At 40.5% G+C, this 23,420-nt stretch carries 19 protein-coding genes, 1 tRNA gene and 1 pseudogene; 10 read left to right on the top strand and 11 right to left on the bottom strand.

All coding sequences use genetic code 11. From position 1 onward, the window contains the following. The first annotated feature begins 78 nt into the window (after positions 1-78). The 3 genes from AC4CU0_RS05515 to AC4CU0_RS05505 all read left to right on the top strand — a co-directional run bounded on the left by AC4CU0_RS05515 (position 79) and on the right by AC4CU0_RS05505 (position 1,887). The gene (locus AC4CU0_RS05515; protein ID WP_490742649.1) at positions 79-768 is read left to right on the top strand and encodes a Smr/MutS family protein; all 690 of its coding nucleotides are present in this window, start codon (positions 79-81) and stop codon (positions 766-768) included. Positions 769-863: 95 nt separating this feature from the next. Next, positions 864-1,412: a GTP cyclohydrolase I FolE gene (folE, locus tag AC4CU0_RS05510; protein ID WP_171525937.1), complete on the top strand. Its 549-nt coding sequence runs from the start codon at positions 864-866 to the stop codon at positions 1,410-1,412. A gap of 118 nt (positions 1,413-1,530) precedes the next feature. Continuing rightward, positions 1,531-1,887 carry a cupin domain-containing protein gene (locus tag AC4CU0_RS05505; RefSeq protein WP_180003198.1) on the top strand — a complete coding sequence of 119 codons (357 nt, stop codon included), beginning with the start codon at positions 1,531-1,533 and terminating at the stop codon, positions 1,885-1,887. Between the two features lie 80 nt (positions 1,888-1,967). On the opposite strand, the gene AC4CU0_RS05500 is transcribed toward AC4CU0_RS05505, so the two are convergent. From AC4CU0_RS05500 to hemE, 5 genes are all read right to left on the bottom strand, one after another. Further along, entirely contained in the window at positions 1,968-3,344 is a 1,377-nt protein-coding gene (locus AC4CU0_RS05500; RefSeq protein WP_490742648.1) for a diguanylate cyclase, read from the bottom strand. 106 nt (positions 3,345-3,450) lie between these two features. After that, positions 3,451-5,355 carry an Lnb N-terminal periplasmic domain-containing protein gene (locus AC4CU0_RS05495; protein WP_490742647.1) on the bottom strand — a complete coding sequence of 635 codons (1,905 nt, stop codon included), beginning with the start codon at positions 5,353-5,355 and terminating at the stop codon, positions 3,451-3,453. Positions 5,356-5,434: 79 nt separating this feature from the next. After that, entirely contained in the window at positions 5,435-5,905 is a 471-nt protein-coding gene (locus tag AC4CU0_RS05490) for a DUF3015 family protein (protein WP_078190276.1), read from the bottom strand. Positions 5,906-6,055: 150 nt separating this feature from the next. Continuing rightward, positions 6,056-6,847 (bottom strand): DUF817 domain-containing protein, encoded by a 792-nt coding sequence (locus AC4CU0_RS05485; RefSeq protein ID WP_490743465.1) that lies wholly within the window; start codon positions 6,845-6,847, stop codon positions 6,056-6,058. A gap of 40 nt (positions 6,848-6,887) precedes the next feature. After that, entirely contained in the window at positions 6,888-7,958 is a 1,071-nt protein-coding gene (gene hemE / locus AC4CU0_RS05480; protein ID WP_180132866.1) for a uroporphyrinogen decarboxylase, read from the bottom strand. Between the two features lie 205 nt (positions 7,959-8,163). On the opposite strand from hemE, the gene AC4CU0_RS05475 reads away from it, so the two are divergent. Continuing rightward, a complete protein-coding gene (locus AC4CU0_RS05475; protein WP_180003208.1) occupies positions 8,164-9,384 on the top strand; it encodes a L,D-transpeptidase family protein in 1,221 nt (406 codons plus the stop codon). A 191-nt stretch (positions 9,385-9,575) separates the two neighbouring features. After that, positions 9,576-10,271 carry a pirin family protein gene (locus tag AC4CU0_RS05470; protein WP_168379153.1) on the top strand — a complete coding sequence of 232 codons (696 nt, stop codon included), beginning with the start codon at positions 9,576-9,578 and terminating at the stop codon, positions 10,269-10,271. Positions 10,272-10,299: 28 nt separating this feature from the next. Here the strand turns inward: AC4CU0_RS05470 and AC4CU0_RS05465 are convergent, their stop codons facing one another. From AC4CU0_RS05465 to AC4CU0_RS05440, 6 genes and pseudogenes are all read right to left on the bottom strand, one after another. After that, positions 10,300-10,437 carry a hypothetical protein gene (locus tag AC4CU0_RS05465; RefSeq protein ID WP_180007655.1) on the bottom strand — a complete coding sequence of 46 codons (138 nt, stop codon included), beginning with the start codon at positions 10,435-10,437 and terminating at the stop codon, positions 10,300-10,302. A gap of 536 nt (positions 10,438-10,973) precedes the next feature. Then, positions 10,974-11,375 (bottom strand): annotated as a pseudogene (locus AC4CU0_RS05460) (guanosine-3',5'-bis(diphosphate) 3'-pyrophosphohydrolase); the annotation flags it as partial. Positions 11,376-11,534: 159 nt separating this feature from the next. After that, a complete protein-coding gene (locus tag AC4CU0_RS05455) occupies positions 11,535-12,224 on the bottom strand; it encodes a GntR family transcriptional regulator (RefSeq protein WP_180026403.1) in 690 nt (229 codons plus the stop codon). A gap of 2 nt (positions 12,225-12,226) precedes the next feature. Beyond that, complete coding sequence (gene uca / locus AC4CU0_RS05450; RefSeq protein WP_490742646.1) at positions 12,227-15,826, bottom strand: urea carboxylase; 3,600 nt, start codon at positions 15,824-15,826, stop codon at positions 12,227-12,229. Positions 15,827-15,844: 18 nt separating this feature from the next. After that, on the bottom strand, positions 15,845-17,659 hold the full coding sequence (gene atzF / locus AC4CU0_RS05445; protein WP_490743464.1) for an allophanate hydrolase: 1,815 nt from the start codon (positions 17,657-17,659) through the stop codon (positions 15,845-15,847). A 467-nt stretch (positions 17,660-18,126) separates the two neighbouring features. Further along, positions 18,127-18,202, bottom strand: a tRNA-Arg gene (locus AC4CU0_RS05440). Between the two features lie 188 nt (positions 18,203-18,390). Here AC4CU0_RS05440 and AC4CU0_RS05435 point away from each other — a divergent pair. The 5 genes from AC4CU0_RS05435 (at position 18,391) to mltB (ending at position 23,375) form a co-directional block, all read left to right on the top strand. After that, positions 18,391-19,326, top strand: coding sequence for an ABC transporter ATP-binding protein (locus AC4CU0_RS05435; protein ID WP_233945156.1), 936 nt, complete (start codon positions 18,391-18,393; stop codon positions 19,324-19,326). After that, the gene (locus AC4CU0_RS05430) at positions 19,323-20,096 is read left to right on the top strand and encodes an ABC transporter permease (protein ID WP_078190306.1); all 774 of its coding nucleotides are present in this window, start codon (positions 19,323-19,325) and stop codon (positions 20,094-20,096) included. Before AC4CU0_RS05435 ends, AC4CU0_RS05430 begins: the two co-directional genes overlap by 4 nt. Continuing rightward, positions 20,096-20,914, top strand: coding sequence for an NADPH-dependent 7-cyano-7-deazaguanine reductase QueF (gene queF, locus AC4CU0_RS05425; protein ID WP_490742645.1), 819 nt, complete (start codon positions 20,096-20,098; stop codon positions 20,912-20,914). The genes AC4CU0_RS05430 and queF overlap by 1 nt, the downstream gene beginning before the upstream one ends. A gap of 17 nt (positions 20,915-20,931) precedes the next feature. Then, the gene (locus AC4CU0_RS05420) at positions 20,932-21,582 is read left to right on the top strand and encodes a hypothetical protein (protein WP_180126493.1); all 651 of its coding nucleotides are present in this window, start codon (positions 20,932-20,934) and stop codon (positions 21,580-21,582) included. Between the two features lie 791 nt (positions 21,583-22,373). Next, positions 22,374-23,375, top strand: a complete 1,002-nt coding sequence (mltB, locus tag AC4CU0_RS05415; protein ID WP_490742644.1) for a lytic murein transglycosylase B — start codon at positions 22,374-22,376, stop codon at positions 23,373-23,375. Positions 23,376-23,420 lie beyond the last annotated feature (45 nt).

The following is a 23,420-nucleotide window of genomic DNA, read 5'->3' as shown; positions in this document are numbered from 1 at the left end:
AAAGTCTTTCCAGTTCAAATCAGTGCCATTTAAGGCTATAATTGCTCTAAATTTTTATATATTTCCCGTTTTTTCATTATGAGCAAACACGATTCTTCGCTTTCAAAAGATCAGTACAACCTACTGAAATCTTTTAAAAAGCAAATTACGAATCCACATTCCTCTACGATTGCTAAACAGCCTGAGCCAACGCCAAAGACTGTTGAACAAGAGCAGGAAGAAGACTTCGCGCTTTTCCAAAAGCAAATGCAAGGTGTTCAAAAAATGAATGCAGGAAATACTGCAAAAATGGAAAAAGTGGGTCGTAAAAAACCTGATGCGCAAACGTTGGCTAAACGTGCTGCTGCAATTAGTCCTATGGAAACAGATGATGCATTACTTTCTGATACGCAAGCGATGCTCAACCCTGTTGCCAGTCAAGCGGCCTTAAGCTATCGCATTGCAACCTTACAGCATAAAGTTTTTGAAGATTTAAAAGCCGGTAATCTACGTTGGTTCGAAGCAGTCGACTTACACGGTTGCACTGTAGAAGAAGCTCGTTCGGCTGTGCTGCAAATCATTCAAATGGCGAAAGATGACAATCAAAACGTCATTAAAATTGTGCATGGCAAAGGGCCAGAAGCAATTTTAAAAACTTATGTAAATAGTTGGTTACGTCAACACCGTGACGTATTGGCATTTGTGAGCGCCCCAGAAAAACAAGGCGGTACAGGTGCTGTACTGGTTCTGCTTAAACGTGCAGAAAAGAACCCACAGTTTAAACAATAATCGGATTTAACTCCAAAAGAAGGCATTGTAATAGTTTTCTGCTACAATGCCGTCCTTGTTCAATCTCTCAGTGTAAGTGAACACGTCTTATGTCTATGCAGCAATCCTACGCAAATATCCTAACTGCCGTTGGTGAAGATCTGAATCGCCCAGGTCTTAAAGATACGCCTATGCGTGCTGCTAAAGCTTTTTCATATCTTACTTCTGGTTATAGCCAGACACTTGAAGAAGTGACCAACAATGCGGTTTTCCCATCCGGTAACCGTGAAATGGTCTTGGTTAAGAATATTGAATTCTATTCTTTGTGTGAGCACCATTTATTGCCTTTTTATGGCCGTGTACATATTGCTTATCTCCCAGAAGGCAATGTTTTAGGTTTATCAAAATTCGCACGTATTACAGAAATGTTTGCCCGTCGCTTACAAATTCAGGAAAATCTCACTCAGCAGATCGCTGAAGCTGTGGCTGAAGTGACTGGTGCACGTGGTGTTGCTGTGGTGATTGATTCAGCTCACATGTGTATGATGATGCGTGGTGTAGGTAAACAAGAGTCTACAACCCGTACCGTTTCTTTTGTCGGTGACTTTAAAACCAATAAAGAAGAACGCCGTGAATTCTTAAGTGCTGTGCCTGAAAGCTATTAATAGAACATTCAGCGTCAGCTCTTTAAAAAAGCCTCAAACTTTTGAGGCTTTTTTTATTTGTGTTTTAATATCGCAAATCGTTTGCTTTGATAGCAAAGCACTATTTTCAGGATGAATCATGTCAGATGTATATATTGCCGGTCAGGGTTTAGCACAAGCCAAACACAGCATAGACTTCCCTCGCCCAGACCGTTTGGTTCAGGGCAATCCTAAACGTGAAACTGCAAGCCTGTATGTACACCCCAATATGGACTGCGGGATTTGGCAATGTGAAATTGGCGCATGGAATATTGTCTTTGCACCCAATAAACAAGAATTTTTTACAATCCTTGAAGGTTTAGTACGTATTCATGATCAACAAGGTGGATATATCGAGGTTTCCGCTGGCCATGCGGGCATTATTCCCCCATCTTTTCAGGGCAAGTTTGAAGTTGTCGAAGCCGTCAAAAAATACTATGTAGTTGTCGAAGTTTAAATTACGGCACATCTCGCCATTAAACTTCTTTACCCATAAAAAAACTCCCACATAAGGGAGTTTTTTATTCTCAGAATGAATTAGATATACGACAAATGCTTTGTGACTTGAATACAGTTTCGACCATTATTTTTTGCTGCGTATAAGGCATGATCTGCGGCATCTAAAAAACGCTGATAGTCAGGATGACCATCATACTGTACACAACCAATACTTACGGTAAAACTAAATTGCTGACCTTGTGCCGTTCGGATCAAGCCCTTTTCAATATATTGGCGAATATTTTCTGCAATTTTCATCGCACGGTTTACATTAGTGTCCACCAAGAGTAACAAGAACTCTTCGCCACCAATACGGAATGCATAATCGCTACCTTGGCTGTAACGCTGCAAAGCTTCGGCAATAAATTTCAGTGCAAGATCACCTGCCGCATGACCAAACTTATCATTGATCATTTTAAAGTAATCCGCGTCAAAGGCTAGCAAAGACAAATGCGTTTCATTTTGACGTGCAAAAGTAATTTCACGTGAAATAATAGTACTAAGATAACGACGGTTTAGGAGTTGCGTCAAAGAATCATTGCCTGACTCAATATATTCAGCCACTTGAAATAGTTGATCGACTAAATGCTGAATTTCACGGTTCAATTCACGAATCTGTTGAATCAACTGTTGCAGCTGATCTTTTTCCGTCATCTGCATCGTTTGCTGGGTTAATTGATCCACTTCATAAATTCGGTCAATAATCAGTTGAACCTGATCTGAACCAGAAAAAGCATATGCCGCTTTATGAATGAACCATAGCCCAAACTCTGATTTTGAAAATAAGGGATGATAAAAACCAACATTGCCCGAAAAGATTTTAAACATCAGTTCATTTTCCCAGTCGAGCAATGAACCCCGTTGTTTATCTTTATGCACTGCTACATCTTGCATCGCTGAAAATAAGCGATAATTGTGTTTTGTTTCTTGGTTTTTTTCTGTATTGATCTCATAAGAGCGGCACATAATTTCTGTGCTGAACCCCATAATTTGTACAATATAACTGCACATATGGAGAATATTTTGCGTTTGGTTTAACTCTAAAATTTCAAATATTTTACGTTCTATTTCACGTACACCACGCATGATGAACCATGACGGAATACCAACACGCGCGTGTACCATTCCAACTTTCTGCTGTCTTTTGACTGAGCTTTCAAATTCACCATTCAGTGCGACATTAAACGTTTCTAACAACCATTTTCTTAAAGTGTCGATGAGCCTTTTTTGAATGATATCGTCTTTAAAAAATTCAGCTGACTCTGGCTCTCTCGACATTTGTTCATAAAAAACAGTAACTAAATGCTCAACATGCTTCTGGATAAATTGCAAAGCTGCAAGATGTTCATTTTCAGTATATTGATCACAAATATCTTTCCAAGTCTGACTTAGACCTGTAATACATTCTTGATTCATTCGGTGACACAAACCACAGCGATTACAAAGCTAGCAATCATACCTTGCTTTACTTACATAAAAAAACAAATTTATTTGATATTTCACATTTTATCTATCTTAAAAATTAATAGAAAAATACATAACTCAATTTCAATTTATTCCAATCTTGATCATCTTGTTGCTGGTATTCGTATCCTAGTCTTAAAGCATTTTGCTGGTTAACGATATATTGTAATTCAGCATCGAGTTTCAGATTCCATTGATGTGCATCTTGCCAATACGGAAGCTCTGCTTGAACCAAACTATTGAATTTTTCTGACCAAATATTTTGGCAACCCAGTGTCGGCCCAAGGCCCACTCGCCATCCATCATCTAGTGACTTACCGCCCTGCACCTGCATTTGAGACTGTACATAACACAAATGCGTACGTTCTTGATTAGCCCAGCTATAACCGGATTGCGCTTTTAATTCAGCAACACCATGTTGTTTCGTTTCACTAAATTGACCTGCATCTACAGACACTTGCTGCCAGCCAAAATTAAAACCCCAAGTTAGTGGTGTTTTAAATGGCGTGATCGGGTTGTAAGAATTGACTGATAAAAAATCAAAATGATTGAGTTTGAATTGGTCGTCTCGATATTGGATCGAGCCATCCCAAAACATCAACTGCGTACCAATCCGAAAGCCACCTTGCGGATCGATCAAATCATGATAAGCCTGACGATGACCAAGTTCGATATACTTTTCACCTTGAACTTCGCCTACTGCGGCTGAAAAATTTCGCGCATGATGTCCATTGACTGGATCTAGACTTGGCTGCTTAGGTTCAGTCCGTTGTTTGGGTTGTGAAGATTGGCTACGTAAGGCCAAGATTTGACGCAATTTAGGCTGCGTTTCTTCCGCACTCACCTTTCGACCAATCAGCAATAAATACAGATGGTCATACGCCATTTCTAATATTTTCGCTTGCTCTACTTCATTAAACTGAGCGAGTGCTGTAGACATGTTCTCAGGTTTAATTTCAGCGAGTTTATGCGCTTCGCGTGCTAAACGATATCCATGTTGCTGCGCTTGTGACAAAAGCTGCGTTTCTAATGCAGGACGATAAACCGCTGCTCGAATCAGTTGTTCATCATTGATCGCTTTGATCGTCTCAACGGGAATGGAAGCAACTTTAAATTTTTCGGTTAAATTCAGTGTCGGGCGAACCAAATCCATTAAGCCCAATAATCGATATGCACAGTTATCACTGGCGAAATAATAGGGAAAACTTACATTTTGCATTTCCCAAATATGTTTAACCAAATAACTGGTTTCTTGTTCGGTTAGTGCTAGCTCATATTCCCACAAATCACGACTTTCAAAATCACCATATTCTTTCACTTTACGGTAGTAGGGCATCAAGGAATATTCACCGGGATATTGCCCTGTTAAACCTTTCCATGCATAAGACCAGTTATCTTCACCTGCAACTGTCGCTGCATAGTTAATGGCATAGGACACCAAATTTAGCTCTTTTTGATCTTTCGGATCGAGACGCAATAAGGTATGTCCAAACATAGAACTTGGATTACCCATAAAGTCTGTGGCGTAAATTAATGTCGCTTTATACGGCTTAATTTTCCCAAACCATTCATCAAACTCAGGGCAACTCACCACTGGTAACTGCTCTGAACGGATGGATAATTCTTGCATCAGCCACTGACTACGCGCAGGGAAACGACAACGAAAGGCTTGATTAGGTTCGGCGGGTTGAAACAGTGCAGCGACATCTGCCTCTAATTCAGCTTGAGCACTTTGGCGGCCATTTTCAGCTAAAAAATAACCTGTATAGGCAACTTCACTTTGTCCTTTATGATCTGTATATAAAAGTCGTTGCCAACTGATGTGTTCAGACAGTTTTTTTGATTGTGCAAGTTCAATATATCGCTGTAGCTCTACGGTTTTAGAGAGGTTTGGATCTACAACTTGCTGAGCATATAAGATGCTCGGAATCATAAAGGTACAAAATAAAGCAATTGATTTCATTCAGTTATATTCAAATCCATTTTTATATATTTTAGATAATAAAAAACCCTGCCAAGAGACAGGGTTTTGAAAGCATCGATTAAACGTATGCTTTAAGTACTTCATCTTTCGCCATTACGCTTTGTAATGAAGCAAGTACTTGTAGAGAAGACTGGTTTTCAGCTGAATAGATTTCAGCAAAATTTGCTTTAGACACAGCAAAGAAACGTGCTTTATCTGTTGATTGAATGTTTAAAAGCTCAGCCAATACATTCAGGCTCTCGCCTTGACCAACTGCCATATCACGAGCAAGTGATTCAGCATTTTCATTGGTAAATGTTACCGCTTGAGCAGTTACTGTACCTGTACCGCTACAACCTAAAGTACCAAAGGTAATACCAAGTAACTGGTTAGTAAAAATACCGTTGGTAGTCGCAGCTAAAATTTTAGGAATTTTACCTGATTGACCAGCCCAAACTTGAGAACCAACACCACAACCTACGTCACGGTCAGCAAAAGCAGCTGTAGAACCTAGTGCAACGACTGCAACTAAAGCTAATTTTTTTAACATAGCACTTCTCCAGGGAATTTTATTCCATTGTTTTTAATTATTAAAACATGTGTAATTTTGATTACACACCTGTAGATTAACTTGATCTTTCAGATAAGGCAAAACATTTTCATCTAAAACTTTGGGCTAAAAATAATACGTTCTTTTTCACTATTTTTTGAGCAACCAAGTACCATTTTCATCACGTTTTCCAAGGATTTTGAGCACTAAAACCAGACTGAGTAATAGCAACAAATACCAAGAACCGAGTTTCCCCCAACCGACCATATGCCATGCATCGACCTGACTTGGATATAACCAAATTTGATAGAAAGTACTGATATTTTCTGCGATCCAAATCAAGAATGCCAAAATCAACAGTACTGGTAACATGGGCAACTGAATCACATGATTTTGTAATTGAAAACTGAGCTTGGTTTTCCAAAAGATCACCACACTCCAAGCAAACAAAAGCATACGAATATCTGGCACAAAAAATTTGGTCATAAAATTAAGATATGACAAAACGGCTAAGCACAGCATATTGCAAAAACGCGGTAAGTTACTGAACGACACTTGATATAGACGTAGCGAACGTGCAAAGAAACTCCCCACCGCCGAATACATGAAACCTGCAAACAATGGCACAGTCAGCAGTTTAAAAACCGCAGGCTGCGGATATTGCCATGAGGCAATTTGTGGATGGGTCAGAAATATTTCCATCCCCATTGCAAGGATATGAAACAGTGCTATGACTTTGGCTTCCGCCCAAGACTCGAGTTTCAGGTAGAGTAAACACACTTGAATAATCAGTGCATAAAACAATAAATAATCATAACGGAAAAAGCCAAAATATTCCTGACTTCCCATTGCTGCAGTTAATGCAAAAGCGATCAGCAGTAATATCCCAAATAAGGCAGCCGAAGCTGCCTTATAAGAGAACTCAAAACATGATTTTATTATCTTGACCACGGTTGAATCCTAAACCTATTTTCCTGAAGCCTTATAAATACTTGGCACTATATTCATGTACCGTATCAATAAAGGCTTTCGGATTGGCTGGATCTACCCACTGAGTAATACCATGACCTAAGTTCGCCACATAACCAGTTTTTTCACCGTTGGCATATGCATCATCTAGCATGGCACGCGTCGCTTTCGCGATTGCTTCAGGCGAACCATACAATGTTGCTGGGTCTAAGTTACCTTGCAAAGCTGCACGGCCTGCGATTGTTTGACGTGCTACATTTAATGGCGTAGTCCAATCTAAACCAAAAGCATCTGCACCCGTTGCAATCATTGGCTCTAACCATTGACCACCACCTTTGGTAAACAAAATCACAGGAACTTTGCGTCCATCCTTTTCACGCTGTAAACCTGCCACGATTTTTTGCATGTAGTTTAGTGAAAATTCAATGTATTCACGGTGTGCTAATGCCCCACCCCAACTATCAAAGATTTGTACGGCTTGCGCACCTGCATCAATCTGCGCATTGAGATATTCAGTCACCGCCACAGCCAAACGGTCTAATAAGGCATGCAGCACTTCAGGTTGTGCATACATCATTTGTTTCGTAAAACGAAAATCTTTGCTTGAACCTCCTTCCACCATATAGGTTGCCAGTGTCCAAGGACTGCCTGAGAAACCAATCAAAGGAACTTGTCCGCCCAACGCTGAACGAATCGTAGTCACTGCATTCATGACATAATCTAGGTCAGATTTGGCATTAAACTTAGGTAAATTCAGTACATCTTGTTCGGTACGTACAGTTTTATGAAACTTCGGACCTTCACCTGCTTCAAAATACAGTCCCAAACCCAACGCATCAGGTACAGTCAAAATGTCTGAAAATAAAATGGCTGCGTCTAAGTCATAACGACGCAAAGGTTGTAAAGTAACTTCACAAGCAAATTCTGTATTTTTACAAAGGGATAGGAAATCACCTGCTTTGGCACGTGTTTCACGATACTCTGGTAAATAACGGCCAGCCTGACGCATCATCCAAACCGGAGTTGCATCTACCGGTTCACGTAATAAGGCACGCAAGAAACGATCATTTTTTAAGGTCGTCATTCACTTTCCCAACTTAATTCGATATTCGCATCATCATATCAAAAAGGTTGTAAATATAATAACTTCTCAAGCATTTAAAAACCGATCATGTTGAGTGCCAAAAATGATATTTACACAAAACAACTACTGCATCTCCACTTTTTTTCTGTAATACTTAGCCAGTTTTTAATACACAGTAAATGAATAATTCTTAAGGTTGAATTACATGTTCGTTCGCACCATGCTCGCACTGAGCCTAAGTTGCATATTTGCTGGTACAGCTATTGCCGCATCTACTGCTGAACAACCATTAACGCCAAAAAAAGTGACTAATGTTGCAGTTCAGGATCCCATTGATCCGTTAGCGACTGAAGCTTCATCTGCAACTAGCCAGATTAGCGCTCAAGAACAAGAAGATCTGAACCAAGCATCGCAAACTTTAGACAGCTTGCAACAATCAGAAGATGTTAAAGCCGACATCGGTGCTGCACCTGCTACAGCGACTGCTACAACTCCAACATCAACTTCACCTGCTGCCAAAGTTGCTTGGGGTTTAAATGACCTAAATAATGCTCAGTGGTATGACAACATTGGTAAAGGTCAATTCCCTGTTTATGCACGTGCGCATGTCATGCTCAATAATGCTCATGCTTCACCGGGTGCAATTGATGGGACCAGTGGTAAAAATACCCTAAAGGCGATCGCTTCATTCCAACAAATGAATGGGTTGAAACCTACAGGAACTTTAACCAAAGAAACTTGGGATGCATTGATTGCAAAACAAGGTTCTAAACCTGCATTCATTGAATACACGTTGACTGATGCAGACTTGAAAGGTCCTTATGCAGCATCAATTCCACACGACTATGCATTACAAGCAAAAATGAAAGGCTTGTACTACACACGTGTGACTGAAATGTTGGGTGAAAAATTCCACATGGACGAAGACTTTTTGAAAAAGTTGAATCCAAAAGCGACATTTAAAAAAGCTGGTGAAAAAATCTTAGTTGCGAATATTCGTAACGAAGTTCCTGAAGATATTCACCTGATCGTTGCACATAAAGGCGCGAAACAACTTTACTTGTTTAATAGCCGCAACCAAATGATCGGTTCATTCCCTGCAACGATTGGTAGTTCAGATACTCCATCGCCTACAGGCACATACAAAGTCACAGGTGTTGCACCAAACCCATGGTACAGCTACTCACCGTCTAACTTTGTGCAAGGCAACAACAAAAAACCACTTTCATTACCACCTGGTCCAAATGGCCCTGTCGGTAATATCTGGATTGGCTTGAGCAAAAAATCATTTGGTATTCACGGTACACCGAACCCATCTGCTATCTCTAAAACTGCATCACACGGTTGTATTCGTTTGACCAACTGGGATGCAAATGACTTAGGTAAGAAAGTGAAATCTGGTGTGACTGTTAAATTCTTAGAATAATTTTAGTCATATTTAAAAAAGCCTGCTTGATGCAGGCTTTTTTATAGCTTTGGATCCATGCATAACAAAAGACTCTATACTGAATGATCGTTGCAAAAATAGGATGAATTGTCGCTAAAAAACTATATATCCCAATTTAGTTCAATCTTAAAATAGGTACATGTTCAATAATTAAGATAAGGATGAATGCCATGAATGCTTTTTTACATCCAAGTGAAAACCGTGGTCACGTAAAAATGGGCTGGCTTGAGTCTAAACACAGCTTCTCTTTTGGTAACTGGTATGACCCGAAATACATGGGCGTTAGTGCGCTTCGTGTAATTAATGATGACTTAATTGCAGCACATGAAGGTTTTGGTCAACACCCACATGACAACATGGAAATTTTGACCTGTGTGTTAAAAGGCACCATTACGCATAAAGACAGTATGGGCAACCATGGTGGCATTTCTGCGGGTGAATGGCAGCTCATGAGCGCAGGTACAGGTGTGCGTCATAGCGAAATGAACCAAGGTGATGAAGATGTGCATTTACTACAAATTTGGATCGTTCCAAATGAACGTGATGCTGAACCGACCTATCAACAAATTAAATGTGATCCACGCGATCAACCCAACCAATGGCATTTAATTGTCGGTCCAAATGACAATGCAGCTATGCATATTCGCCAGCAAGCGGAAGTTAAATCTGCATTTTTGACGAAAGGTCAATCTTTAGATATCCATGCAACGCAGCATATCAACTATATCCATGTTATTTCAGGTTCAGTGCAAATTGCTGAACATAAAGTTGAAGCTGGTGGTGCAATTGCGTTCTTAGAAGATAGCCAAATTGAAGCGCTTGAAGATGCTCAAGTGATTTGGTTTGATTTACCCGAAGTTAAATAATTAAAAGCCCTCAAATGTGAGGGCTTTTTTATACAGTTTGTCTCAGGCGTTCACTGCGTTTATACAACCACATCAACACCAAAGTTGGAATGATAAATCCCGCAGTCACCATGATGCCATGTAGGATTGAGGCATAAGGTTCAGCAAGCATGGCCACATGTTTCATTGGAGATGTCAATGGATGGAATCACTTTAAACGTCTCGAAATCACGCATTTCGAGATATTCTTAAATGACACTCAGCATCTAATTATCTAGATAAAATTCATCAATCAAAGGTGATTTTATTCTATTGCTGATGCAATCTATCTAATCAACCTTCGGTTTCCACGCGATAAAAATGATTTTGCATAAAGACGCAAAACATAGAGGCAAATAATTGCCGATCTTGTTCAGTTTGAAAAATGCCCCCGAAATAGTCCCCATCTGTGGTTAAAATTAAATCTAAGAATGTTGCCTGCTTGGGAACTACTCCCTTTCTTTGGCAATATGCAAAATATGCGCTGACATCTTCAAATAAAATCCACCATTCCTGTGGACTTCCAATCTGAACGCCACCTAATGAATGCTCTAGATCAAACATCGTATTGAGAAGATATTGAAAATTTTGCTGTGAACTTTGAAATTGAAATCTCGGATAATCTGTTGTTAGATTTAAATTGATCAGATGTAAATGGACGCTCCGAGCACACTCTAATCTATGTTTAACTTTTACATATTGTTGATACCGACGTTTATCTTTTACTGTGACCGAAGTTAAGCGAGACAAATCCATATTGTCGTGTAAATCACTGAGTTTTACTTCACACGCTATTGCATTTTTAGCAGTACGCTGCGCCGCTTGAAATCGGTTCTCACCTGTTGTTTTAGTTAGTGCCTGTATTGCGTCGATAATATGGGCTTGAAAACCTAAAGCATGAAGCTCATCCGTCGTTGTCTCTGTATCTTCTAAAATGTCATGTAATACAGCGACGATTTTAGCGTCGGGATGTTGCACATTTTGCATCACACGAAGTGGATGTTGAATATAGGCTTGTCCCGCTTTATCGACTTGTCCGAAATGGCGTTCAGTCGCCAAAGAAATCGCATTTTCTAAAGTTGAAATAAAGAATCTCCCCTTCGTGGTCTTTTTTATTTTTCTCCATCATATTAACCAATGAATACAGATATTTGTAACTCTAAGCGCTACTCGAACGACACAGATTGACTCGTAAAATACATATCTACCGTGAATTATCGTGAGGTAGATCTTTTGCAAATACTTCTATGCCATTCGCGCCAACATTTCCAAAGTAATTTTTTTCACCTCTTCTTTACTTTGCTGAATATGGCTGCGCATTTTCTCCAATGCCGCTGTCACGTTATGTCCAAGGATCAATTGTAAAATCTGTTGATGCTCTGCATAAGTGGCTTCAATTCGATAATCTTTAGAAAAATCTAAACGGCGAATAATACGGATTTTTTCACTTACATCCCGATGTACCTTTGCCATTTCACTATTGCCGATTGCTTCAACCAATTGGCAGTGATATGCTTCATCTTGCATCGATAAAGTTTTTAAATCATGCAAAAACTGTTCAGGCGGAATACACCACAAATTCACCAATGTCTGTAAAGCCTGCTTGAGTTGTTCTGATTCCATTTTGCAGAGCTGCTCAATGGCATAGCATTCCAGCAAAATCCGTAAATCATACAATTCTTCATAAGCCCTAAAGTTCAGCGGCTTCACTTCCCAACCGCTACGAAAATGTACTCTTACATAGCCATCTTGCTGTAAACGGTATAAAGCCTGCCGTACGGGTGTACGGCTTACTTCATATAATTCGGCAATTTCAGATTCGGTAAAACGTGCGCCCGGTTTGAGCTGGAAATCAAAAATATCGTTTTTTATTTTTTGGAAAACCAGCTCAGACAAGTTGTCTGAGCTTTTCCCAACAATGGTGGTTGTGGTCATGTTTATTCCATATAAACCAGCGGTTCACCGCTATGTACCGTTTGTCCTGCACGGCAGATAATCGCCTTCACTATGCCGTCATCATCAGCATAGACTGGAAGCTCCATTTTCATCGCTTCAATAATGGCTACAGTATCGCCTTTCTTCACAGACTGTCCAGCTTCGACAAAAATTTTCCAAATGTTGCCGGTCATCGACGCATTCAAGGCTGCAAATTGGCTATAGTCGGTATCATCTTGCAGGGTTTCCATTTCCACAGGTGCATCAAACTCATCTTTCCAACGCGCAACTTCAGTTGTAAATGCCTGCTGCTGCTGTGCTTTAAATTCGGCAATACTGTCTTTCTCTGTTTCCAAAAAGGCTTGATAAGCTGCAAAATCAAATTCAGTTTCTTCAATTTTGATTTCAGCTACGCCATTGGCAAAGTCAGCACGGAATTGATCAAGCTCAGCTTCAGTGACTTCATAATATTTAATTTGATCAAAGAAGCGTAAGAACCATTGTTGATCGCCAAACTGCTTGTTCTTTTTAAACTTATTCCAAATAGGCAATGTACGGCCAATCAACTGATACCCGCCCGGTGAGTCCATGCCATAAATACACATGTACATACCACCAATACCCACTGTGCCTTCTGCGGTAAAAGTACGTGCAGGATTATATTTCGAGCTGAGCAAACGATGACGCGGATCAATTGGCACGGCACAAGGTGCAGTTAAATACACATCGCCCAAACCTAAAATCAGGTAATTGGCATCAAAAATAATGTCTTTGACTTGCTCACGGCTATCTAAACCATTAATACGCTGAATGAAATCGACGTTATTTGGCAACCACGGCGCTTTGGCACAAACACTTTCTTGATAACGTTCTACAGCACCTAAAGTTGCCGAATCCTCAAATGCCATCGGCAAGTGAATAATACGGGATGGAATTTTGATTTGGCTCAAATCGCCCATCTCATTTTCGAGTCCCAATAAGAACTGGATTAAATTCGCTTGGCTGAAACGCAATCCATCATATTTAATTTGCAGTGAACGCACACCCGGTGAAAGCTCTAAGATGCCATCAATATTCGCTTCACGAATCAGCTGCATCAGTCGATAAACACGTAAGCGCAATGCAAGGTCGAGAACGTTTTCGCCATATTCAAGCAAGATGTAACTGTCACCTGCCTGACGATAGACCGCTTTTGGCGCATGTGCATCTGCTTCACGCACAGCCAATATCCCTTCAGGCTTACACTCAAAATTTGCCAACTCTGACTTTTCAGGCGCTTGAGCAAAGTTTTGAATATCGGCAATTTGCTGAACTTCCAAGGCATTGGCTTGTTCCACACTCATCGGATAGAAACTGATGCTGTCATCTGCCTTCAGTTGACCAATTTTCCAAAGTTCAGCTTTAGCAATCGTCACTGGGCAAACAAAGCCACCGAGGCTTGGGCCATCTTTAGCCAAAATCACAGGAAAATCACCGGTGAAGTTAATCGCCCCAATAGCATATTCACAGTCATGCACATTGGATGGATGCAAACCTGCTTCACCGCCATTTTCACGTGCCCAGCTTGGTGTTGGGCCAGTTAGGCGAATACCTAAACGGTTTGAGTTAAAGTGTACATTCCATGTTGAAGCAAAAAATTCTTCAATATATTCAGGTTTAAAGAAATCTGGTGCACCATGTGGACCATAGAGCACGCCAATTTTCCATTCTTTGCCATAGCTTGGAATACGCTCTGCTGCCAAAGCTTGCGGTGCTGCTGTTGCAACCGACAATCCATCTAAAGGCAGGCTTGGATTGACCATTTTAATCATGTCACCTGCACGCAGTACTCGCCCTGCATGGCCGCCAAAATTACCCAATGCAAAGGTTGAACGGCTGCCTAGATATTCAGGTACATTTAATCCGTTGCGGATCGCAAGATAAGTACGGCAACCCGACTCAACTTGTCCGAGTGCCAAAGTTTGCCCGGCTTTGATGCTGATCGGCTGCCAAAAATCGACATTCACACCATCTAGAGTCGCGCTACATAGCGCACCTGCTAAGGCTACGATGCTATCGGCATGAAATTTAAGACTTGGTCCTTGTAAGGTAAACTCAAAGCCTGCTGCCGATTTTGGATTACCCACAACTTGATTGGCCAATTGAAATGCATAATCATCCATCGGGCCTGAGGGCGGTACACCAATATCCCAATAGCCCACACGCCCCGGATAGTCTTGAATCGTACTTTGCGTTCCCGGTTGTAGCACTTCAATTACATTTGGCACGTATTTAAAATCATCCAGCAGACGTGTCCAGATTTGCATATTTTCAAAGCGTGCATCGGATACTACGGTATGTGCATAGTCTAAGTTGGTGCTGATACCATTCAGGCGAGTTTCAGCCAAGGCTGTTTTTAGCTTGGCAATCGCACTGTCTCGGTCTGCTGCATGCACAATAATTTTGGCAATCATCGGGTCAAAATATTGTGAAATTTCTGTGCCTGTAGAAACCCACGTATCCACACGGATGTCTTCAGGGAAATACACATCTGTGAGTACGCCCGGACTTGGCTGGAAGTTTTTCACTGGATCTTCCGCATAAATTCGCACTTCAATGGCAGCACCATTGGGCTGAATATTGCTGAGCTTTTCCCAATCTAAAGCATCACCTGCCGCCACTTTCAGCATGCATTCAATCAGATCTAATCCTGTCACCATTTCAGTGACTGGATGTTCAACCTGCAAACGGGTATTCACTTCAAGGAAATACACTTCATCACGGGCAGCATCATAGATAAACTCAACTGTGCCTGCGCTGCGGTATTTCACCAATTGACCGAGCTCTACGGCAGCACGGTGCAATTTTTGACGTGTCGCTTCTGGTAAATGCGGTGCAGGTGTTTCCTCAACGACTTTTTGGTTACGGCGCTGCAAGGAACAGTCACGCTCACCAAAAGCAACGACTTGACCAAAACCATCACCAAAAATTTGTACTTCTACGTGGCGGGCTTTATCGACAAAACGTTCGAGAAACACGCCCGCATCTTTAAAGAACTGCTCGCCTAGACGCTTTACACTTTCATACGCATCTTTTAATGATTGCTCATCATCACAGCGGGTTAAACCAATCCCGCCACCACCCGCGGTGCTTTTCAGCATGACGGGATAGCCAATCTCTGCCGCAGATGCGAGTGCTTCATCTAAACTTGCCAATAAACCTGTGCCCGGTGTCATAGGCACATTGGCTGCAGCAGCCAATTCACGCGCACGATGCTTCAAACCAAATTCTAAAATTTGTTCAGCCGTTGGCCCCATAAAGGCGATACCATTTTCCTCACATGCACGGGCAAAGTCAGCACTCTCTGACAAAAAGCCATAACCAGGAAAAATAGCTTCAGCACCGGTTTGTTTGGCTGCTTGAATCAGTTTTTCAATACTTAAATAAGTCTCTGCAGGTTTGATGCCCTCAAGTGAAACCGCCACATCTGCATCTAAGACATGTTGTGCATAACGGTCTGTCTCTGAATATACGGCAACCGACTGAACACCGAGTTTCTTTAATGTACGAATCGCACGAACAGCAATTTCACCACGGTTTGCAATTAAAACTTTTTTAAACATGATTATTTCCCCGAATTTTTAATTTGATTTTGCTGTTGTTGCTTGCAGTGATTGGATATAGACGCGCCAGCCGCCAAATTCACTGATATTTTTTGCACCGTTTAGGCCATAAGGTTCACAAATAAAGCCTTTCACCCAACGTCCATCGGCAAGCTCGATATTGCCCATACCCAGTGGTGTTGGAATTTCGGCGACAAATTCACCAAAGCGTGCTTTTGGAATATCCCAAAGCTCGACAATAATTTTTTGACCCGCTTCCTGACGCGCTAAACCTGGTTTCGGAGGTACTGTGCCCGGCAGTGCATAGAGGGCGTAATCGGCAGAAGTGGTTGTGGTTTCAACATGCACGGCTTGGCGTGTTGTCAGTTGGAAATTGAGTGGCATGCCTGTGAGATGTGCGCCTACGACTGCAACTCGAAAATGTTGTGCGGATGGTGCAGACATGACTGAATTTGCTTCAGGCAATGTTTTAGCTACTGCACCGAGTGGTAATTTCAAATGCTTTTGCCATTTTTCGGCAAAATCTGCTAAAGCCGTATCGTGCCAAGCCGGTGCAATGAATGTGATTCCAAAAGGCAGCCCGTCGGCACGAAAGCCTGCAGGTACAGCGATGGCACTGAGGTCTGCTAAATTGGTAAAGTTGGTATAGGTGCCAAAGTGGCTATTATTTTCAATTGGCGATTCAGCCATTTCTGCAAGCGTGTGTATGGTTGGCGAGCTTGGCACCACTATGGCATCAAATTGAGCTAAGGTTTGCTGAATGTCTCGAGCCAATTCTTGCTTTAAATATTCGGCGTTATAAGCATCAACCGCAGTGTACTGCTGGCCTTTTTGAATAATTTCTAAAACTGTTGGATCAAAGTCTTGTACCGATGTTTCTAATAAGTCTGCAACTGCAGCAGTACGCTCTGCAACCCATGACCCTTGGTAAAGTTGGCTCGCCAATTGACTAAAAGCACTGAAATCAATTTCAGTCAGTTCTGCACCTAAGTTTTTTAATTCAATTAATGCTTGCTGAAATGCATCCGCCGATTGAGCATCACCAAAAAATTCTAATTGTTTTGGAATGGCTAACTTTAATTGTGCACTGAACTTTGCAGGCGCTGTAGCAGGATTCACACGTGAATAACTGTCGCTTACATCAAAACCTTCCATAACTTCTGCCACTGCAGTTGCATCAGCGACGGTTAAGGCAAAAATTGAAATGCAATCTAAGCTTTTACACGCAGGCAATAAGCCTGTATTTGAAAAGCGACCTTTGGTCGGCTTTAAACCGACAATATTATTAAAGGCTGCGGGAATACGCCCTGAGCCTGCTGTATCTGTACCGAGCGCAATCGGGACTAAACCGCGCGCCACCACACTGCCTGAACCTGAGCTTGAACCACCGCTTACATAGTCAGGATTAAAAGTATTTGGTACTGCACCAAATGGCGAACGTGTACCGACTAATCCTGTGGCAAATTGATCTAAATTGGTTTTGCCTACAATAATCGCACCCGCTTGTTTTAAGCGCTGCACCACAAAGGCATCATCAGTTTTTATGTCCGTAAATAATTTAAACGCAGCCGTTGACGCAAAGCCCACCACATCAATATTGTCTTTCACTGCAATAGGCACACCAAATAAAGGTAAGGCAGTCGCATTTTCAATTTGTTTTAAAGCTTCAATCTGGGAAGTTAATTGTTCTATCGATGCAATGGAAATCCATGCTGAGTCTGCATGGTCAAATTGCTCAACCAAGGCATATAAGTCTTCGAGTTGAATTGTGTTATTCGCGTAGCCCGCTTTCCATTCTTCTAAAGTCCAGCCTAAAGTTTTTATTGGGTTCATTGATGTGCTCATTCTTGTATCCAAGTTTGAATACTGTATTGCACACATCATGCCAAAATTAATTTTTTGTTATTTTTTAGTATGTTAATACTAAAGCACCAATCGTTTTCCTATTTTATTTAGGCAATACAAAACGATAAGTGTTCTATTAAGTTTCCAAGCTCCACTATTTTGGTGCATGACTTTTATAATCGTGTTTTCAATAGATTCTTTTGATTTAGATGCAGATATAAATACAGTGAACTTTCTATTTTCAATATTTATAAGCTTTCGATTTAAATGTTTTGTATGACTTTGAACTTAGAATAAAAACAACTGAGAAATATTTTGAACTTTATATAGAAAAAGATACATCAATGATGGCTAAAGCAATATTGGGCTTTGAGATTGATCGGGTTGAATAGAAAAGTAGTAATAATAAAAGCTATTGATTCGCAAAATTTAGTTAAACAGTCAAAACTAAAAAATGGTGCGCTCAGCGGGACTCGAACCCACGCCACAGGCTTCGGAGACCTGTACTCTATCCAGTTGAGCTATGAGCGCTTATTTTGGATTGCGCACATCATAACAAAAAAAACTGTAAGGTAAAGCAACTATATAGATGTTAGGTATTTTTCTGCTTAAGCTTTATACAACGTTCTATTTTTAAAATGCAGTATTCCATACGATTTACTTGGTTTATTTGCCCCGATATCGCACAATACTCACACTATTTATAGAGTGAATTATTTATGACTGATGCACTAACGTTAAAGCAGCTGTCAAAAACCTATAAAAATGGGTTTCAGGCGCTTAAAGGTATTGATTTAACAGTACCCGAAGGTGAATTTTATGCACTTTTAGGTCCCAATGGTGCAGGAAAATCTACCACGATTAGTATTATCAGTTCACTTACCCGTAAAACTTCAGGTTCTGTTGAAATCTTTGGCCATAATTTAGATACCCATCCCTCGCATGCAAAGCAGTGTTTGGGCGTTGTCCCTCAAGAATTTAACTTTGGTCAATTTGAAAAAACATTTGATATTTTAGTGACTCAAGCTGGCTATTACGGCATTCCCAAAAAGATTGCAGAAAAACGTGCCGAGGAATATTTAGAAAAACTTGGTCTTTGGGAAAAACGTAGTACCCAAGCACGCATGCTATCAGGTGGTATGAAACGCCGTTTAATGATCGCTCGTGCCATGATGCATGAACCTAAACTGCTGATTTTAGATGAACCGACTGCTGGTGTTGATATTGAGCTACGCCGTTCGATGTGGGATTTCCTCACAGAAATGAACGAAAAAGGTACGTCTATTATTTTAACGACACACTATTTAGAAGAAGCAGAAATGTTGTGTCGTCGAATCGCAATTATTGACCGTGGTGTGATTAAAGAAGACACCAGCATGAAAGGTTTTCTCAGTCAGTTAAATGAAGAAACCTTTATTTTCGATTTAGCCGAACCCATTGAACCGATCCATATTGAAATTATTGGTGTTCGTTTCAACTTAGTTGACCCCGTCACTTTAGAGGTCACTATGGATAAAGCCCATACCTTAAATGATCTGTTTCAACTCATGGAATCTCAAGGTATTCAGGTTCGTAGTATGCGTAATAAATCTAACCGACTAGAAGAACTGTTTGTCCGTATGGTCGAAAAAAATCTTGAAGGTGCAGCACAATGAATTTTAACCAACTGTGTATCGCCCTCTACACCTTAGTGTATAAAGAAATTCGCCGTTTCATGCGTATTTGGCCGCAAACTCTTCTCCCACCTGCGATCACCATGAGTTTGTACTTTGTGATTTTCGGTAATTTAGTCGGTTCACGCATTGGGCAAATGGGCGGTTTTAGCTATATGCAGTTCATCGTGCCCGGCTTAATTATGATGGCGGTCATCACCAACAGCTATGCCAATGTGTCATCAAGTTTCTTTAGTGCAAAATTTCAAAAAAGCATCGAAGAATTAATCATGAGCCCAGTGCCGTTACACATGGTGCTTTGGGGTTATGTGATCGGTGGTGTTTGCCGTGGTGTTTTAGTCGGTTTTATTGTCACTGCGATGAGCCTATTTTTTACTGAATTACACCTGACCAATATCTTCGTAACTATATATACAGTACTCATTACTTCGCTGCTGTTTTCTCTTGGCGGATTTATTAATGCTGTTTATGCAAAATCTTTTGACGACATTTCGATTATCCCGACTTTCGTCCTGACTCCGCTGACTTATTTAGGCGGTGTTTTCTATGCCATCTCATCACTGAGTCCTTTTTGGCAAAATCTCTCTTTAATCAACCCTGTCGTGTATATGGTCAATGCATTCCGCTATGGTATTTTAGGTCATAGCGATGTGAATGTCGGCATTTCACTGACAGTAATTACTGCATGTTGCGTTGTACTTTATGGCGTGGCGTATCATTTACTTTCTCGTGGTTCAGGAATGCGTGAATAATGAGTGTAGAACAATCCCTTTTAGGTAAAGACACCAACTACCCTACAGAATATCAACCCGATATTCTGTTTCCGATTGCACGTGCCACTGCACGTGAACAATATGCCCATGTGGAAGGCATCCGCCAAGGTAAAGACTGGTGGCATGTTTTTGAAATTTCTTGGTTAAATGCTTCTGGTGTGCCTCAAGTCGCTATTGGCCGTTTAACTTTGCCTGCAAGTTCAGACAACCTCATCGAATCGAAATCTTTAAAGCTCTACTTTAATAGTATGAACTTTACCAAATTTGATTCTCAGGCAGCGTTTAAAGCAACCGTTGAAAAAGACTTATCTGCTGCAGCCAATGCCGCTGTGACTATTGATCTATTTCATGTTGATGAAGTTGAAATTTCAAAACCGCAAGGCATCTGTATTGATGACTTAGAACCCACCCAGTTAGAAAATCATCCAAATGCAGCTTTACTCTCTTTAGATGAAGATGCAGCGCAAGAAGAAGTTGAAATTCAACTTTATTCACATTTATTAAGAAGTAACTGTCCAGTCACGGGTCAACCTGATTGGGGAACGGTATTTATAAGGTATAAAGGTACTAAGCCTTGTTATCGTAGTATTCTGGCTTATATTATTTCTTACCGTCAGCATAATGGTTTCCACGAACAATGTGTGGAGCAAATGTTTGCCGATATTTGGCAACATTTAAAACCAAGTCAGCTGATGGTATATGCTGCCTATACACGCCGTGGTGGATTGGATATCAACCCTTGTCGTGTATCGGATTTAACATGGATGCCTCGCCCCATTCGATTGGCGCGACAATAAAAAAATTGAGGTTAGTGATGCCATTTTTTGGTTTTATTCCTTCTGAGGAACTTCTAAGCAGTATCCAAAATGGTCACGCGAAAAAAAATTCGAGTGAACCCCTTTATCCTTTACGTGATAAAACAGCTTTGCTGATTAATGAAGAAATCATTGGTGCAACTATATTAGCTCCTGTTCATCTGTTTCCTGCAAGCGATAAGCGCGACACAGCAGAAAAACTGGCTGGCTATGTCAAATCAACAGTCGCTGTATTGTTAAAGCAGCTATTGGGTAAATCTCCGAATGATGTGGTGAAACAATCCATTGAATTTTCAGAACGAAGTTTATTTCAAGACGCGACTGGCACTTATCGTGTAGGTCTGAGCTTAGATGCAGGATTGGTCACTAACCTTAAGAACAGTTATGCCGAAATTAAATCGGGTGTAGATATCAATAAAGCTGCTTTTGGTGAACTGTATAAACAGTTTGCTGAAGCTGCAGTGCGTCATTTTATGAATGACTTTAATAAAACACTCGATTTAGGCATGATTAAGCGTAAAGCAGCCGATATCGGTTCTTCTGCCGTGATTAAAGCTATTCATATTGCAATTGATAAGATTTTCCCAAATCTAACCAAAGAAGAGCTAGGTGCCCTTGCAGAAGCACATGATGCGATGTTTAACAAATAAATCGCATTACTCGTCAAAACCTAGCTTCCGCTAGGTTTTTTTATGGCTAAACGCATAAAATCGAATCCCGATACAATGACTATATATAGTCATGCAAACACAGTTCTAGAATTGAACAGATTTTTATTAAAAGACAGTGCATTTATATGTACTATTTTTAAAAATACACACAGAAAAGAAAGAACCTGATTACAGATCATATTTTAATGTTAGCTGTCATTTTGGCTTAAATTTCAATGCGTCCATTTTAATATTCAATCTCTTTCTTTTTTATCATTCAGTCTATATTTCTACTATATATAGCGACGTTTTCAACAGCTTTGAAGCGTTAGCGAAAACACCCATGAGGTGAATACGCCATCACATGCATATAGATGTTTTTAGACCTGTGCTTTTCTAACCCTGCCCCCTTCGTTTTTTGGATTTTACTTTGCAAAATTTGTAGCTTCTAAACAGTATTTCGCAACGCGATAAAGTTTATTCGTTCTGCGTTTTTATGACACATGAGTTTTAGAGTCATCTTTATTTCAAATGATTTGTGAATATTTGCAAGTTATGTAAATGAATATGTCACTTTTCAATATGTTAACTGCGAAAAAAAACCTTTGCTTTGTCTTTTTTTTGTATATCTATTTATGAAAGCATGCGCTGTCAGTGGTATCTTAGTTGCTATTGGTAACGTTTACCTTTAATGAGCTATGAAACCAGAAGGTCATCACAATTTTCAGGACCTTTACCCCCTCGAAATTTTGTTCATACTCATCGCTAAAGCAACTGGAAATTTTTTATTTATGCTAAATCGAAATTTTTATAAAAAACTATCACATATTGCCATTATGGCCGGTTCACTTTCACTGACCAGTTTTTGTCAGGCCAACGACTTCCAATCTCATCCGGCATATGCAAGCTTTAAACAAAATGCAATGCAAACCTATGGTCTGAGTGAAAATCAAATTGATTGGGCAATGCAAGGCAGTAAAAACCTACCCAACATTATTAGCATTATGAATAGACCTGGCGAATCAAAGCCTTGGTACCAATACAAAACCAACTTTTTAGCTGAAAGTACAATTCAACGCGGCGTTCGCTTCAAAAATCAATATGCCGACACTTTAAATCGTGCAGAACAACAATTTGGTGTGCCTCAATCCGTGATTTTAGGCATTTTGGGTGTTGAAACAGGCTATGGCAGCAATAAAGGTAATTTTATCACCCGTGATGCTTTGGCGACCCTTGGTTTTGGCTATGAACGCCGTGCGCAATATTTCCAAGATGAACTTGCTGCACTGATTGCTTGGTCATATAAAGATGGTATTCCAACCAACTCTGTCGTCGGTTCATATGCAGGTGCTGTGGGTTATCCTCAATTTATGCCAAGTAACATTCCAAAATTTGGTGTGGACTACGATGGCAATGGTCATGTTGACCTGCGTAATTCAGCTGTCGATGCCATTGGTTCAATTGCAAATTATTTAGCAAATTATGGTTGGCAGCGTAATCAACCGATTGCTTTTGCTGCTCGCTATAGCGGAAACAACCCAGATGCCATTATTGCAAAGGATTTAAACCAGCCAACACCCTATGGTGTACTCAAGGCTCAAGGTGTAACCCCTATGAATCCATTGGTAAAAATCGATGATCTGGATTTGGTCAATGTCATCCAATTGCAAGATAGTTATGGACCAATTTATTACATCACTTATCCAAATTTTCAGGTCATTACAACCTATAACAAAAGCCGTATGTATGCGACTGCGCTATGGCTTTTAGGCACTGAAGTTACCAGTCGATAAGACTGGTTTCCCCCATAGAGCAAAAAAGTCAACAAATATTTTCAT

The organism is Acinetobacter sp. LipI_15 (assembly GCF_058242865.1).
This window is presented reverse-complemented; position numbering and strand designations above follow the sequence as displayed.

What these genes read in the sequence shown, in the direction of transcription:
- AC4CU0_RS05515 (WP_490742649.1), top strand. Translation starts at nt 79, where the DNA reads ATGAGCAAACACGATTCTTCGCTTTCAAAAGATCAGTACAACCTACTG.
- folE (WP_171525937.1), top strand. Translation starts at nt 864, where the DNA reads ATGCAGCAATCCTACGCAAATATCCTAACTGCCGTTGGTGAAGATCTG.
- AC4CU0_RS05505 (WP_180003198.1), top strand. Translation starts at nt 1,531, where the DNA reads ATGTCAGATGTATATATTGCCGGTCAGGGTTTAGCACAAGCCAAACAC.
- AC4CU0_RS05500 (WP_490742648.1), bottom strand. Translation starts at nt 3,344, where the DNA reads ATGAATCAAGAATGTATTACAGGTCTAAGTCAGACTTGGAAAGATATT.
- AC4CU0_RS05495 (WP_490742647.1), bottom strand. Translation starts at nt 5,355, where the DNA reads ATGAAATCAATTGCTTTATTTTGTACCTTTATGATTCCGAGCATCTTA.
- AC4CU0_RS05490 (WP_078190276.1), bottom strand. Translation starts at nt 5,905, where the DNA reads ATGTTAAAAAAATTAGCTTTAGTTGCAGTCGTTGCACTAGGTTCTACA.
- hemE (WP_180132866.1), bottom strand. Translation starts at nt 7,958, where the DNA reads ATGACGACCTTAAAAAATGATCGTTTCTTGCGTGCCTTATTACGTGAA.
- AC4CU0_RS05475 (WP_180003208.1), top strand. Translation starts at nt 8,164, where the DNA reads ATGTTCGTTCGCACCATGCTCGCACTGAGCCTAAGTTGCATATTTGCT.
- AC4CU0_RS05470 (WP_168379153.1), top strand. Translation starts at nt 9,576, where the DNA reads ATGAATGCTTTTTTACATCCAAGTGAAAACCGTGGTCACGTAAAAATG.
- AC4CU0_RS05465 (WP_180007655.1), bottom strand. Translation starts at nt 10,437, where the DNA reads ATGAAACATGTGGCCATGCTTGCTGAACCTTATGCCTCAATCCTACAT.
- AC4CU0_RS05455 (WP_180026403.1), bottom strand. Translation starts at nt 12,224, where the DNA reads ATGACCACAACCACCATTGTTGGGAAAAGCTCAGACAACTTGTCTGAG.
- uca (WP_490742646.1), bottom strand. Translation starts at nt 15,826, where the DNA reads ATGTTTAAAAAAGTTTTAATTGCAAACCGTGGTGAAATTGCTGTTCGT.
- atzF (WP_490743464.1), bottom strand. Translation starts at nt 17,659, where the DNA reads ATGAACCCAATAAAAACTTTAGGCTGGACTTTAGAAGAATGGAAAGCG.
- AC4CU0_RS05435 (WP_233945156.1), top strand. Translation starts at nt 18,391, where the DNA reads ATGACTGATGCACTAACGTTAAAGCAGCTGTCAAAAACCTATAAAAAT.
- AC4CU0_RS05430 (WP_078190306.1), top strand. Translation starts at nt 19,323, where the DNA reads ATGAATTTTAACCAACTGTGTATCGCCCTCTACACCTTAGTGTATAAA.
- queF (WP_490742645.1), top strand. Translation starts at nt 20,096, where the DNA reads ATGAGTGTAGAACAATCCCTTTTAGGTAAAGACACCAACTACCCTACA.
- AC4CU0_RS05420 (WP_180126493.1), top strand. Translation starts at nt 20,932, where the DNA reads ATGCCATTTTTTGGTTTTATTCCTTCTGAGGAACTTCTAAGCAGTATC.
- mltB (WP_490742644.1), top strand. Translation starts at nt 22,374, where the DNA reads ATGCTAAATCGAAATTTTTATAAAAAACTATCACATATTGCCATTATG.